The following is a 12,468-nucleotide window of genomic DNA, read 5'->3' on the forward strand; positions in this document are numbered from 1 at the left end:
GAGCGTTGGTTAGGCCTCAATTCGCTCATGAAAGCTGCATCGCACAGTTCGCCTTGATAGCGGCTGTGATGTCAGGGCGCTCTGGAGTGATGACTTCGTTGAAAATGTCTTGGATAAACATGCCTGTTAACCTTTCTCAGCAACAAGCCGGACCGGGATATGTTCCATACAGGCATTGAGCAACCTCAGGGGCAGTTCTGGCTCCCAGAAACGGCGATTGAAGCGATAGACAAACTCGTTCAGATATTCCTGCAGATATTTGCCGGATACCCCATGGAATGTGCCCAAAAGAAAGGCCTTGAGGTTACCAATGGCGATGTGTACCCACGGCAACCACTCGTCCACCTGATGCGGTTTGGTCACGCGCCCCTCATGCTCTTGGCTCTCTCCGAGAACTCGCAGCGCTATTAAGCCGTCGGTGCGGGTAGGTTGCTTGGGGCGCAAGCGTCGCCGCGCGAATTCGCGAATCCGGTCGGCAGAGACCGAAGGCGTCGTCTCGATGGCAATAAAGCCCGCCTTCTTGCCCCGGTTTTCCACGGCAACCAAGATCGGTGTTTTGCCTTCGGCCCCTCGACCGCTCTTCCCCCCAGACCGGCGTCCACCGACAAAGGCATCGTCCAACTCTACCAGCCCTTCCAAGCGATACAGACTGTCGCGATCGCCCATGGCGCGGCGCATGCGGCGCAACATCCGGTGAGCCGTGATCCAGGAGACCCCAATCTGCTTCGACAGCCGCAGGGCGGACAATCCGCCCTTGTCGCTCGCCATCAAATAGATGGCCAGGAACCATTGCACCAGGGGCACATTGGACGAATGAAAAATTGTGCCGGCCGTCACCGAGGTCTGATGGCGACAGTGCCCGCACTGAAAGAGTTTTCGTCCGGCGATCCAGTATCCGCGGTCATGGCCGCATTTCGGACATCGAAACCCCTCGGGCCAGCGCTTTTGTTTCAGCGCCTCCAAGCAGGCCTCTTCCGTGCCAAACCGCGCTTGCCACTGCAAGAGGTTCGTCGCTTCAGCTTTCATCTCAGACCTCCTTTCTCTATGCCTCACAGAGAGTTAGAGCTTGATTGCTGAGAATGATTCAGAGGCATGCCGCGTAGAATGCTCTTCCGTTGGAAGAAGGCCTTCCAGGAGGGTGGCGGCAATCCGGCGGCACGGACGGCAAAATCCTCGGCCCCCATGCGAAAGAGAAGGCCCCGAACTGAGCCTCGCTCGTGGCTGAGATAAGACGGGCTGCGTAGGCTGTATCCTAACCTGGGCAAGGAGAAGCTTCACGTGTCGTGCTGTAAGCAGTTGCTACGCGGCGTTCTTTAGTGACATCTAAGAGCCGCTTCGCCCAGAAAAATCACTGCTGGAGTCGATCGCGCCCGCGATCGGTCAGGCTTCAGCGTCCGAGTCAATCGTTCTTACGACGATAGGAGCCCGTACCATGGGGCTTATCCACAACTTTCCATCCCCTTCAATGCCGGTTCGGGCATGCGTCAAGACCACAGCAATCGCCTGGGGCACCAGCTTCTGCGGCATCACGACATCCAGCCGGACCTTCGGATGACTCTTCGACTGGTACCAAACCCCACTGGGCAGTGTCGAGAACCCCTGCTGCCGGCCGACTCCCTCGACATCGCTCAGGGTGATCCCGCTTACCCCCAATTCCACCAGGGCATCGCAGAGGGGGTCCAGCCGATACATCCGAAGCACGACGGTCAGTTGCTGGTATGCCATGGCGATGCCTCCGGTGTATCGCAACGCATCCGCACAGAACGCAACCACGGCCCGAAAAGCTGCTGCCGCACCTGCGGCAAAGCAGCCAGAGGGGTTGCCGATAGACGAGATATTTCTTCGGGCGTTTGGATCTTTCCGGAATCTGCTGGCGGTGTCCCCATAAGAAGCAGCCAGCGCTCGAGAAGCTCAGGGGTCAGTTCGGCGTGTGCCTGTATCGCAAGCACATGCTCGCCCACGGCAAAGGCTTGGCAGTCCGTATGCGCACTGGTGAGCAAGGGCGTCGCGGTGAAGGGGCAGGCGCATTGATCCTCGTGCCAGTGGAACAGGAAAAACTCCGGAGGAAGCTGTGTCACGGCCGGGTGCTGCCTTCCCGATGGACGGACACGCACCGGCCACCAGCCGATTTCAGGACCATTGGGATGCCGGTGTACCGGCGCGCCGCAGACCTGCGCGATCAATTGTGCGCCGAGGCAGATGCCCAGGGTTGGCAACCCCGCATCGATGGCTTCCGCGAGGCAACGCCGCTCCAGGTTCAACCACGGGTAGTTCCCCTCATCGTGCACACTCATCGGTCCACCGAGGCTGATGACACCGCCAAAGCCGCGCAGCGAAGAAGGCAGGGGTTCCTCGAGATCCAAACGGCGCACCTGTACCGGGATACGTTCGGCAATGAGCATCTCCCGAAGGGCACCGAGGTCCTCGTCTGGATGGTGTTGTACGACCAGTAGGGGTTTCATCGATCATGCCCGTAATGCGGTGGCGGTTTTTGCGCGTTCAAGAAGGCGACCACGACCGATAGGCGGTCGCACGGCGCAACCATCGGCAGTAGACTCGAGCCGCGCCGTGCTGCGCCGTAAAATCGGGGACGATATTCCGAGCCCAGTCGTACGCAAGGCATTCAAATTGGGGGGCATATCGTCGCAGAGCGAGTACCTGCCAGAGAGCACCCCAAAAACACCCCGTTGCCAGTCCCGCATCCAAGAGGCGAGCGCACCCACCCCACTGGGCATACAGCAGAACCATATCCAGCGCCGCGCTCAGGGAAAAACCCAAGACCGCCCATCGCCAGCGCCGACTACGCTCGCGAATACTTGCAAAACCGAGGCTCACGGCGACCAGAACCGGTACGAGTTCCGGCCGATCGCGCAGCAACACGGGCGATACCAGCACGCGATTGGTAACGGGCTCGTGCACAGCTCCCTGACTGTCCGCAAGACTACTGACGCGAACGGTAGCTCTACTTTTGGTTATCGAGGCGACCGTCTTTTCCAGAACCGAATCGCGCCGATAAAGGTCTTTCCACTGTGCCACGACTGCAACTCCTTGGGGGCCAATGCCCCCTCCGCTTCGTCAATTCAATTCGTCATAGGGTCTGCGCGTTCCGATCCCCCGCGGGGACCGGAACGCTATCGCATCAGTCGCCCAGCACCGGTTGCCGTTCACCCTCTCCGAAGAAGGCATAAGCTTCTTCTCCGTGAACCGCATCGTCACCGATGAGCAGGGTTTCTTCGTCCATACGCAAGGGAACGACGAGACTGATCACCTTGAGAATCACGTAGGTCATGACGAGGTTCAGGGCAATGATGAACGCGGCACCGATCAATTGGAGCCATACCTGGTGCCAGTTTCCGTCGATACCCCCACCCGGATTGCTCAGACCATAGGCTACACACCCCGCCTTGGTGGCTAGAACACCAGTCAAGACTCCTCCAAGCAATCCGGCCACCGCGTGGGTATGAAAGACGCCCAAGGTGTCGTCCACCTTACGAAAGAACGACAGCCGTTTGCCCAGGATGTTCATGGTGAACCAGGGGATGATGCCCGTGGCGAGGCCGATGGCGATGGCGCCGAAGCCGTCGACGACGCCAGCCGCCGGGGTGATCCCCACCAAACCCGTGATCATGCCCTGGACCGCTCCGATGACCGAGGGTTTCTTGAAGTAGAGGATATCCATGGCGGTCCAGGTCAGCACACTCATGGCGGTGGTGATATTGGTGTTGAGCACGGCTGCACCGGCATCGCGACTGGCCGCATAGGGATCCCCGCCATTGAAGCCGTTCCAACGTAACCGTCCAAACTAGACCGCTATTGTCCCAAGCGAGGTTATCTGAGTCGTTTTTTATCGGCGGTCGGCTGGTGGGGTTGGGTGGGTCTGGCGTCCTTTACCGGTGAGAGCAGATGGGGTGGGACATTCCAGCTCTGGCGGTTGTCGGTGACCACGGTGACGGTCTTGCGGTTATACTTGACCACCGTGCCCATCAAGCGTCCCCCCTGGTGGGCAAAGCTGACGCGCTGACCGGGATGGAAGCGCATCATCTCCAGGTGCGCCTGCATCGACTCGAGCATTTTCAGGCGCGCCACCACGCGCTGGTTGAGTTCCAGCAGTTCCTCGAAGCTCAGGCCGTCAATGTCCATGGGCATGGTCGAGATCCGAGCGCAGCGGGTTGTTGGCAAAGCGGTCTTTCCAGACCCGTGGGGTCAGTGCTTCCACATCTCGGGCCGGGTGCAGGGCGACCCGTTGCAGGACATCCACCAGGTAGGTGTAGGGATCGACGTGATGTAGTCGGCAGGTGGTCAGCAGGCTCTGGATGATGCCAACGTGCCTTGCCCCCACCTCGCTCCAGCAGAACAGCCAGTTCTTGCGCCCCATCGGGATGACCCGCAGGGCCCGCTCCAGATGATTGGTATCGATGGGCACCTCGGGATCGTTCAGGTAGACCTTGAGCTGAGCCTGGTGATTCTCGGCATAGACCAAGGCCTTGGCCAAAGGATCGCTGTTGAGCAGATCCATGCGTTGGCGTTGCTGGTGACACCAGCTGAAGAAAGCCTCGGCCATCGGGCCGGCATGGCGGCTGCGGTAGTCGCGCTTCGGTTCGCCTTCGAGTCCCTGTTCTCGAATCTGCTGTTCGACCCGGTACAGTGCGCCGATCCGGGTGAGGGCCTCCTGCGCCGCCGGGTCCTGGTCCTTGGCCCGCTCAAAGTAGCGCCGGGTGTGTGCCCAACACTGGGCCCGAGTCACCTGTGGTCGGGATTTGGCATAGCGGTCGTAGGCCGCATAACCATCACTGAGCAGCACGCCGGCAAAGCCCGCGAGCTGTTGCTCCACGTGGGCGCTGCCACGGCTCGTCGACCAGGTAAAGCACAACTCGTCGTCCTCTCCATGGATCGGCCAGTACCAGGTGGCCTGCAGCTGACCCGGCTTCTTGCGCCCCGCCTTGATCGGCGTCTCGTCCATCGCCAGCACACGGCTCTGCAGGATGTGCCGCCACTGAGCATCGTAGATGGGGCGCAGGAGCTCAATGGCCCGTTGGGTGTAGTTCGTCAGCGTACTGCGACTCAGGGTGATACCGGCGTCCTGGAGTCGCTGGTGTTGACGATAGAGCGGGAGGTGGTAGCAGAATTTGTCCACCAGGATGCCGGCCAGCAGGCTGACATCGGCGAGGCTACCCGCGAACACCGCGGCAGGGGCCGGCACTTCCCGCAGGCTGGAGGAGGCCTTGTGCCGCCATACCGGGCGGCGGTACTCGAGCACCACGTAGCTGCCGGGACGCTGGGCCAGACGGCGGGTGATCTGGTAATCGATCACCTCGTACTGATCGGCATCGGGGCCATGGAACTCGGGCGCGGAGAGTTCGATCACCTCGACGGGGACATCGGGGCCGAAGCGCAGACCGGCATCGGTCACATCGTCGGCGTTGCGCTGCTTTGGCTTGCGCCGCCGATAGCTGATCTCTTCGGTGGGCGTAGGATCGGCCGCCGGTGGGGCATCGCCCAGCAGAGTGCTGAGATCGAGCTGATTGGGATGTTCGAGGATCCGCTTCTCGGACTTGCGCCCGAACAGCTGCCGCTTGAACCAGTCGAGTTGCTGTTTGAGCGAGGCGATTTCGGCGCGAAGGGCCTGGATGACCGCGGTCGGATCTCCCCCAGGGGAGAAGGTATTTTTTGCTGTGCAGTCCGACAGTTGCATGCACGGCATTATACCTTTTCGGGTCTCCCGAGGCTATGATTTCTGCATTTTTCGAAGCGTTTGAAGCGGCGCAGCGAGGACAGATCGATGCCTTCGATGATCAGCTTCAGCTCCGTCCAGCTCAGCATCCGCCTGTCACCGCCCTGGCCATCCACATAAAAGCGGCCCGCTTCCAGGCGCTTGCTCCACAGGCAGTAACCGCCCTGCTCGAAGTACAGCACCTTGAGCTGCGTGCGCCTGCGGTTGATGAACACGAACAATTGGCCGCTGGCCGGATCCTCGGCTAACTTCTGTCGCACCAGGGCGCTGAGCCCATCGAAGGACTTGCGCAGGTCCGCAGGCGGCGTATACAGCCATACCCGGAGGACGGCCGACCCGGGGACCAGCATGGTCAGCCTTGGCGTAGCCGCAGACACACCCCATTGCCCAGATCGAGCTCGATGTGCCAGCCACGCGCTGGCTCAGAGACCTCGGGTGCCAGCTCGAGCCAATCGTTCAATGAGCCGCCTCGGGCACTGGCGGGATCCTCGGCTAAGCCTGCACTATCGGCCCGCAGCTTGCGCTTCCAATAACCAAAGGTCGCCACGGCTACACCGGCTTGGGCACAGAATGCTCTTTGCGTCAGGCCGCTGACCCCTTGTTCGTCGATCAGTCGTTGCCAGTCGGCCCTGCTGTACCGCTGCTTCATATCGCGCTCCTGTATGTAAATGCAGGAACAGGTTATGGCGCGCAGGTCAGGCCGGGAAGTACGGTGCGGTTTGAACGGTTACATGGGGCGTACGTTCAAAACCCTTCTTGATGATATCGGAGCGCATAAAAACCTCGTCAAGGTGATGGATCAAATGGCGGTGGCGGGCAGCCGCCGACGCGCAGGGCCGCTGCAAGATGGGAGTATAAGCCCCGAGCCGGTTCAGGCCAAACGGGGGCCCGCGTTCTGATCCCTGTCGAACTTTTTGAGGTGCTTGCGCTGACGACGGAACACGCCTGCCTTCGCCGACAGCTTTCCGCATCGAGCTCCGGGACGATGGACCGATGGACAAGCCGATCTATCACTGCCACAGTCATGACCTCCTCCTCCCGGAAGACCTGCTCCCAGGCCGAGAATGGTTGACTGGCGGTAATGGCCAAGCTCTGCGGAACGACAATTTGAATTAGGTCAGAGGCTCCCGAGAATCATCGAGTCGATATTCTTGCAAATTGATACCGAGCAATTTAACCTTTTGATAAATTGCACGTGGTGTAACCCCAAACTCAAGCGCCACATCGCTCACTCGACCATTATAACGACGTAGGCTTTCGTGCAGCAGTCGAGATTCCGCAATATCCCCTTTCTGACGCCTTAGCGCACGAAGCGAACAACAATCGCTCATGGTTTGCGGGGCTTCCTGTTCAATCACAGTGTCAATGATTTCTCCTGTATTCAACAAAAAAGCCCGCTCTAGTAAGTTTTCCATTTCACGCACATTTCCCGGCCAATCATATGCGAATATTTGCTTCCAGGCGCGAGAAGATAATATTCTAATGGGATGATGATGTTTTTCGGATAACCGTCTAAGAATATGATCAACCAAAGCGGACATATCATCGGGTCTCATACGCAACGGTGGCAAATGAATATGTACGACATTTAGCCGATAATACAGGTCCCTACGGAATTTTCCATTTCGCACAAGCAAATCCAAATTTTCATTTGTTGCTACAATGATACGTACATCAACCTTTAAAGGTTCTTCTCCACCAACTCGTTCGAACTCTCCTTCCTGAACAACCCTCAACAGTTTAACTTGAGCCGCGATAGGTAAGGAGTTGATTTCATCGAGAAACAATGTACCACCATTTGCGCGTTCAAAAAAACCATGTCGAACCTGATAGGCATTAGTAAATGCCCCGCGCTCGTGGCCAAACAGTTCGGTCTCAATGAGACTTTCGGGAATGGCGCCGCAGTTGATCGCGATAAAGGGTTTTTCGCTTCTGTCACTTAATGCATGTATAGCTCGAGCAATAATCTCTTTACCTGTGCCTGTTTCACCAGAAATTACAGCACTAGCGGTAGTCGGCGCAACAATTTCGACGGTCCGGAATGCTGCACGCATAGCTGTAGATTGAGCAATGATACGCGCCCTAGCCCTTTGTTGGGACGCTCTGTTAGACAGATTATTAGTGCACCTAGTACTAACCAAAGCCTGTTGTATCTGATCATCTGTACTTGCTAGCGATGAATAGACTTGACCATTTTTTATTTGATATTCATCCCCAGGTTGTTCGTGAGCGACGGCGGGATCCGTGTAAACCAATACTTCGCATACGCCATCGTTAGCTGCGATGCGTTTTCGCAACTCAACTTTGGCATAGCCGAAACTACGTGCCGCAATAGCTCCAAAAACGCTGGAAGTCATCCGACACAATTCCGGCGCCTCACGCACCGCCTCTCCAAATGGACAGCGATGATTGATCACACGCACACAGGGAGCACCGCTTGATGTACTAGAAAATTCTCCCCCAATCTGGTTTTTTATATCCACAATCAGGCTCGCATATTGTTCTTGATTGAGTGGCATATCCTGCGGCAAGGAACGTTCGGCACGAGCTGCAGTTTCCAAGCAACTCGCAGCAGCCAATCCCATGCGCTCAATGTAGCGCACCCTATCATGTTCCTGGCTACAGCCAAACTGGCCGGCCACCTTAATGCTTTGTACGATGAATGCTTGCAAGAAGGAAAGTGGGTTTAATTGTCCTAACATAGGATAACCAGATTTTGACATCAGCGACTCCTATAGCAATCCTTTTTATTATTATAGCACATTTATTGATTCCATAAGGCCCATTCACTTGGGGCCATGCACATGTGCCCGGCCGGCAGCACATGCTGGACACGGACCAGTTTTGGTCTTAATGGATCGTACAGCAAGCTCACGCCCCCGGCTCATACTCCCGTGCACCGCTGGTGCGCCCAAAAGTCGAACAGCACGCTCATGGCAATTAGGACAATCCGGACTGGGGGCATCATACGGCTGCATGGCTTCAAGCCGATAGCCGCAGCTCGGGCACTGAAAATCATATGTAGGCATTGGATATAACTCCTATTGTGAGAATTGAAGCGTGCGCTATCTGCAACCGATGGCATGAGGCTATTTAGCGCCCATGGCCTTGTTGGTATTAACCTTTTCTCCTATCCTGATGTGAGGCGGACGCAAATGCCCTGTTTCAACCTCCCAAATCCAGCCACTAACCGTTACATGTTTGGGAATCAGCGGGTGGTTACGGACATACTCCACCTGCCGAGCGCAGGTTTCGTCGACGTCGCTGTACATTTTTATCCACTTGCCAAAAGCACCGGCCTTAATAGTTAACTCTGGCAAGTCAGGATCGAGTTGGATATTATCCAAGTCAATGCCTTTATCCTTCAAGGCCTTCACAATCGTATCCGTGTGAGCCGACATCATACCGCATTCGGTATGGTTGATGATTACAATTTCTTCTGTGCCAAAGAAGTTGCAGGTAAGCATGGCTGAGCGAATGGCATCATCGGTGATAAGTCCACCTGCGTTCCTGAACACATGTGCATCACCCTGATCTCCACGAATGCCGAGTGCTTCGTCCACTGGTAGGCGTTCGTCCATGCAAGCACATACCCAGAGCCGCCGGTTGTTGGGAATACCCATCTGGCGCCGTAAAGCCCATCGCTTATGACCTTCAAAATCGCTCTCAAGTTGTTGTTTCAAACTCATGGTATCTCTCCTTTCTCTCTACTGGAAACATCCTACCGGACAATTGCAGATAGCGCCCATATCTCAGCAAAATGCGTGCCCACAATAATAACAAATAGAAACAGCATGTTGTATCGTTCAATGAATTGACTATTGAAGTCACACTTCTAAACAATATTATTTGTTCTACTGAATAGTTTTTATAATCATTGAGTTATATGAGTGAAGCGATGCTTCATACGATTTGCATGCCTGGTTCTTGATGGTCTTGGCACCGGAAGGATCGCCACATATTGGTCTTCGATCTCTCTCGCCACTTTGGATTGCGGCTTGCAGGGCAAGGAGGCGGCACCGGTCGCCGACACCGCTTGCATGGCACCACAACAACGTTATAAGGGTCTAATCAACCGTAACCGTTCAAACCGCACCGTACTTCCCGGCCTGACCTGCGCGCCATAACCTGTTCCTGCATTTACATACAGGAGCGCGATATGAAGCAGCGGTACAGCAGGGCCGACTGGCAACGACTGATCGACGAACAAGGGGTCAGCGGCCTGACGCAAAGAGCATTCTGTGCCCAAGCCGGTGTAGCCGTGGCGACCTTTGGTTATTGGAAGCGCAAGCTGCGGGCCGATAGTGCAGGCTTAGCCGAGGATCCCGCCAGTGCCCGAGGCGGCTCATTGAACGATTGGCTCGAGCTGGCACCCGAGGTCTCTGAGCCAGCGCGTGGCTGGCACATCGAGCTCGATCTGGGCAATGGGGTGTGTCTGCGGCTACGCCAAGGCTGACCATGCTGGTCCCCGGGTCGGCCGTCCTCCGGGTATGGCTGTATACGCCGCCTGCGGACCTGCGCAAGTCCTTCGATGGGCTCAGCGCCCTGGTGCGACAGAAGTTAGCCGAGGATCCGGCCAGCGGCCAATTGTTCGTGTTCATCAACCGCAGGCGCACGCAGCTCAAGGTGCTGTACTTCGAGCAGGGCGGTTACTGCCTGTGGAGCAAGCGCCTGGAAGCGGGCCGCTTTTATGTGGATGGCCGGGGCGGTGACAGGCGGATGCTGAGCTGGACGGAGCTGAAGCTGATCATCGAAGGCATCGATCTGTCCTCGCTGCGCCGCTTCAAACGCTTCGAAAAAGGCAGAAATCATAGCCTCGGGAGACCCGAAAAGGTATAATGCCGTGCATGCAACTGTCGGACTGCACAGCAAAAAATACCTTCTCCCCTGGGGGAGATCCGACCGCGGTCATCCAGGCCCTTCGCGCCGAAATCGCCTCGCTCAAACAGCAACTCGACTGGTTCAAGCGGCAGCTGTTCGGGCGCAAGTCCGAGAAGCGGATCCTCGAACATCCCAATCAGCTCGATCTCAGCACTCTGCTGGGCGATGCCCCACCGGCGGCCGATCCTACGCCCACCGAAGAGATCAGCTATCGGCGGCGCAAGCCAAAGCAGCGCAACGCCGACGATGTGACCGATGCCGGTCTGCGCTTCGGCCCCGATGTCCCCGTCGAGGTGATCGAACTCTCCGCGCCCGAGTTCCATGGCCCCGATGCCGATCAGTACGAGGTGATCGATTACCAGATCACCCGCCGTCTGGCCCAGCGTCCCGGCAGCTACGTGGTGCTCGAGTACCGCCGCCCGGTATGGCGGCACAAGGCCTCCTCCAGCCTGCGGGAAGTGCCGGCCCCTGCCGCGGTGTTCGCGGGTAGCCTCGCCGATGTCAGCCTGCTGGCCGGCATCCTGGTGGACAAATTCTGCTACCACCTCCCGCTCTATCGTCAACACCAGCGACTCCAGGACGCCGGTATCACCCTGAGTCGCAGTACGCTGACGAACTACACCCAACGGGCCATTGAGCTCCTGCGCCCCATCTACGATGCTCAGTGGCGGCACATCCTGCAGAGCCGTGTGCTGGCGATGGACGAGACGCCGATCAAGGCGGGGCGCAAGAAGCCGGGTCAGCTGCAGGCCACCTGGTACTGGCCGATCCATGGAGAGGACGACGAGTTGTGCTTTACCTGGTCGACGAGCCGTGGCAGCGCCCACGTGGAGCAACAGCTCGCGGGCTTTGCCGGCGTGCTGCTCAGTGATGGTTATGCGGCCTACGACCGCTATGCCAAATCCCGACCACAGGTGACTCGGGCCCAGTGTTGGGCACACACCCGGCGCTACTTTGAGCGGGCCAAGGACCAGGACCCGGCGGCGCAGGAGGCCCTCACCCGGATCGGCGCACTGTACCGGGTCGAACAGCAGATTCGAGAACAGGGACTCGAAGGCGAACCGAAGCGCGACTACCGCAGCCGCCATGCCGGCCCGATGGCCGAGGCTTTCTTCAGCTGGTGTCACCAGCAACGCCAACGCATGGATCTGCTCAACAGCGATCCTTTGGCCAAGGCCTTGGTCTATGCCGAGAATCACCAGGCTCAGCTCAAGGTCTACCTGAACGATCCCGAGGTGCCCATCGATACCAATCATCTGGAGCGGGCCCTGCGGGTCATCCCGATGGGGCGCAAGAACTGGCTGTTCTGCTGGAGCGAGGTGGGGGCAAGGCACGTTGGCATCATCCAGAGCCTGCTGACCACCTGCCGACTACATCACGTCGATCCCTACACCTACCTGGTGGATGTCCTGCAACGGGTCGCCCTGCACCCGGCCCGAGATGTGGAAGCACTGACCCCACGGGTCTGGAAAGACCGCTTTGCCAACAACCCGCTGCGCTCGGATCTCGACCATGCCCATGGACATTGACGGCCTGAGCTTCGAGGAACTGCTGGAACTCAACCAGCGCGTGGTGGCGCGCCTGAAAATGCTCGAGTCGATGCAGGCGCACCTGGAGATGATGCGCTTCCATCCCGGTCAGCGCGTCAGCTTTGCCCACCAGGGGGGACGCTTGATGGGCACGGTGGTCAAGTATAACCGCAAGACCGTCACCGTGGTCACCGACAACCGCCAGAGCTGGAATGTCCCACCCCATCTGCTCTCACCGGTAAAGGACGCCAGACCCACCCAACCCCACCAGCCGACCGCCGATAAAAAACGACTCAGATAACCTCGCTTGGGACAATAGCGGTCTAG

The 12,468-nt window shown here is 57.9% G+C and carries 15 protein-coding genes and 2 pseudogenes; 4 read left to right on the top strand and 13 right to left on the bottom strand.

What is annotated here, in order from left to right:
- Window positions 1-126 precede the first annotated feature (126 nt).
- From ACAty_RS07895 to ACAty_RS07950, 13 genes and pseudogenes are all read right to left on the bottom strand, one after another.
- A complete protein-coding gene (locus ACAty_RS07895; RefSeq protein ID WP_014002140.1) occupies window positions 127-1,026 on the bottom strand; it encodes an IS1595 family transposase in 900 nt (299 codons plus the stop codon).
- A gap of 354 nt (window positions 1,027-1,380) precedes the next feature.
- The gene (locus ACAty_RS07900; protein ID WP_038471888.1) at window positions 1,381-1,725 is read right to left on the bottom strand and encodes a P-II family nitrogen regulator; all 345 of its coding nucleotides are present in this window, start codon (window positions 1,723-1,725) and stop codon (window positions 1,381-1,383) included.
- Window positions 1,707-2,462 carry a type 1 glutamine amidotransferase gene (locus tag ACAty_RS07905; protein WP_004872118.1) on the bottom strand — a complete coding sequence of 252 codons (756 nt, stop codon included), beginning with the start codon at window positions 2,460-2,462 and terminating at the stop codon, window positions 1,707-1,709. The genes ACAty_RS07900 and ACAty_RS07905 overlap by 19 nt, the downstream gene beginning before the upstream one ends.
- Before the next feature lie 37 nt (window positions 2,463-2,499).
- The gene (locus ACAty_RS07910; protein WP_082179252.1) at window positions 2,500-3,036 is read right to left on the bottom strand and encodes a hypothetical protein; all 537 of its coding nucleotides are present in this window, start codon (window positions 3,034-3,036) and stop codon (window positions 2,500-2,502) included.
- Between the two features lie 103 nt (window positions 3,037-3,139).
- A pseudogene (locus tag ACAty_RS07915) lies at window positions 3,140-3,775 on the bottom strand (ammonium transporter); the annotation flags it as partial.
- Window positions 3,776-3,828: 53 nt separating this feature from the next.
- On the bottom strand, window positions 3,829-4,140 hold the full coding sequence (locus ACAty_RS07920) for a hypothetical protein (RefSeq protein WP_004870122.1): 312 nt from the start codon (window positions 4,138-4,140) through the stop codon (window positions 3,829-3,831).
- A pseudogene (gene tnpC, locus ACAty_RS07925) lies at window positions 4,130-5,777 on the bottom strand (IS66 family transposase). The gene ACAty_RS07920 and the pseudogene tnpC (ACAty_RS07925) overlap by 11 nt, the downstream one beginning before the upstream one ends.
- Window positions 5,701-6,108: an IS66 family insertion sequence element accessory protein TnpB gene (gene tnpB / locus ACAty_RS07930; protein WP_169737312.1), complete on the bottom strand. Its 408-nt coding sequence runs from the start codon at window positions 6,106-6,108 to the stop codon at window positions 5,701-5,703. Before tnpB (ACAty_RS07930) ends, tnpC (ACAty_RS07925) begins: the two are co-directional and overlap by 77 nt.
- The gene (tnpA, locus tag ACAty_RS07935; protein ID WP_004867952.1) at window positions 6,084-6,380 is read right to left on the bottom strand and encodes an IS66 family insertion sequence element accessory protein TnpA; all 297 of its coding nucleotides are present in this window, start codon (window positions 6,378-6,380) and stop codon (window positions 6,084-6,086) included. Before tnpA (ACAty_RS07935) ends, tnpB (ACAty_RS07930) begins: the two co-directional genes overlap by 25 nt.
- 137 nt (window positions 6,381-6,517) lie before the next feature.
- Window positions 6,518-6,820, bottom strand: a complete 303-nt coding sequence (locus tag ACAty_RS16735) for an ATP-binding protein (protein ID WP_169737313.1) — start codon at window positions 6,818-6,820, stop codon at window positions 6,518-6,520.
- A gap of 23 nt (window positions 6,821-6,843) precedes the next feature.
- Window positions 6,844-8,454, bottom strand: a complete 1,611-nt coding sequence (locus ACAty_RS15310; protein ID WP_004872635.1) for a sigma 54-interacting transcriptional regulator — start codon at window positions 8,452-8,454, stop codon at window positions 6,844-6,846.
- A 63-nt stretch (window positions 8,455-8,517) separates the two neighbouring features.
- Window positions 8,518-8,760 carry an FmdB family zinc ribbon protein gene (locus tag ACAty_RS16740; protein WP_082179254.1) on the bottom strand — a complete coding sequence of 81 codons (243 nt, stop codon included), beginning with the start codon at window positions 8,758-8,760 and terminating at the stop codon, window positions 8,518-8,520.
- 60 nt (window positions 8,761-8,820) lie between these two features.
- Complete coding sequence (locus ACAty_RS07950; RefSeq protein ID WP_038471897.1) at window positions 8,821-9,420, bottom strand: beta-class carbonic anhydrase; 600 nt, start codon at window positions 9,418-9,420, stop codon at window positions 8,821-8,823.
- A 470-nt stretch (window positions 9,421-9,890) separates the two neighbouring features.
- Here ACAty_RS07950 and tnpA (ACAty_RS07955) point away from each other — a divergent pair, with 470 nt between their 5' ends.
- The 4 genes from tnpA (ACAty_RS07955) to ACAty_RS07970 are packed head-to-tail and all read left to right on the top strand — an operon-like array spanning window position 9,891 to window position 12,442.
- Window positions 9,891-10,187 (top strand): IS66 family insertion sequence element accessory protein TnpA, encoded by a 297-nt coding sequence (gene tnpA, locus ACAty_RS07955; RefSeq protein WP_004867952.1) that lies wholly within the window; start codon window positions 9,891-9,893, stop codon window positions 10,185-10,187.
- Window positions 10,163-10,570: an IS66 family insertion sequence element accessory protein TnpB gene (tnpB, locus tag ACAty_RS07960; protein ID WP_153801812.1), complete on the top strand. Its 408-nt coding sequence runs from the start codon at window positions 10,163-10,165 to the stop codon at window positions 10,568-10,570. The genes tnpA (ACAty_RS07955) and tnpB (ACAty_RS07960) overlap by 25 nt, the downstream gene beginning before the upstream one ends.
- Before the next feature lie 8 nt (window positions 10,571-10,578).
- A complete protein-coding gene (gene tnpC / locus ACAty_RS07965; RefSeq protein ID WP_004870123.1) occupies window positions 10,579-12,141 on the top strand; it encodes an IS66 family transposase in 1,563 nt (520 codons plus the stop codon).
- The gene (locus tag ACAty_RS07970) at window positions 12,131-12,442 is read left to right on the top strand and encodes a hypothetical protein (RefSeq protein WP_004870122.1); all 312 of its coding nucleotides are present in this window, start codon (window positions 12,131-12,133) and stop codon (window positions 12,440-12,442) included. The genes tnpC (ACAty_RS07965) and ACAty_RS07970 overlap by 11 nt, the downstream gene beginning before the upstream one ends.
- The last annotated feature ends 26 nt before the right edge of the window (window positions 12,443-12,468 follow it).

This window comes from Acidithiobacillus caldus ATCC 51756 (assembly GCF_000175575.2).
GTDB classification, from domain to species: domain Bacteria; phylum Pseudomonadota; class Gammaproteobacteria; order Acidithiobacillales; family Acidithiobacillaceae; genus Acidithiobacillus_A; species Acidithiobacillus_A caldus.

What these genes read in the sequence shown, in the direction of transcription:
- tnpA (WP_004867952.1), top strand. Translation starts at nt 9,891, where the DNA reads ATGAAGCAGCGGTACAGCAGGGCCGACTGGCAACGACTGATCGACGAA.
- ACAty_RS07920 (WP_004870122.1), bottom strand. Translation starts at nt 4,140, where the DNA reads ATGGACATTGACGGCCTGAGCTTCGAGGAACTGCTGGAACTCAACCAG.
- tnpC (WP_004870123.1), top strand. Translation starts at nt 10,579, where the DNA reads ATGCAACTGTCGGACTGCACAGCAAAAAATACCTTCTCCCCTGGGGGA.
- tnpA (WP_004867952.1), bottom strand. Translation starts at nt 6,380, where the DNA reads ATGAAGCAGCGGTACAGCAGGGCCGACTGGCAACGACTGATCGACGAA.
- ACAty_RS15310 (WP_004872635.1), bottom strand. Translation starts at nt 8,454, where the DNA reads ATGTCAAAATCTGGTTATCCTATGTTAGGACAATTAAACCCACTTTCC.
- ACAty_RS07905 (WP_004872118.1), bottom strand. Translation starts at nt 2,462, where the DNA reads ATGAAACCCCTACTGGTCGTACAACACCATCCAGACGAGGACCTCGGT.
- ACAty_RS07895 (WP_014002140.1), bottom strand. Translation starts at nt 1,026, where the DNA reads ATGAAAGCTGAAGCGACGAACCTCTTGCAGTGGCAAGCGCGGTTTGGC.
- ACAty_RS07950 (WP_038471897.1), bottom strand. Translation starts at nt 9,420, where the DNA reads ATGAGTTTGAAACAACAACTTGAGAGCGATTTTGAAGGTCATAAGCGA.
- ACAty_RS16740 (WP_082179254.1), bottom strand. Translation starts at nt 8,760, where the DNA reads ATGCCTACATATGATTTTCAGTGCCCGAGCTGCGGCTATCGGCTTGAA.
- ACAty_RS07970 (WP_004870122.1), top strand. Translation starts at nt 12,131, where the DNA reads ATGGACATTGACGGCCTGAGCTTCGAGGAACTGCTGGAACTCAACCAG.
- ACAty_RS07900 (WP_038471888.1), bottom strand. Translation starts at nt 1,725, where the DNA reads ATGGCATACCAGCAACTGACCGTCGTGCTTCGGATGTATCGGCTGGAC.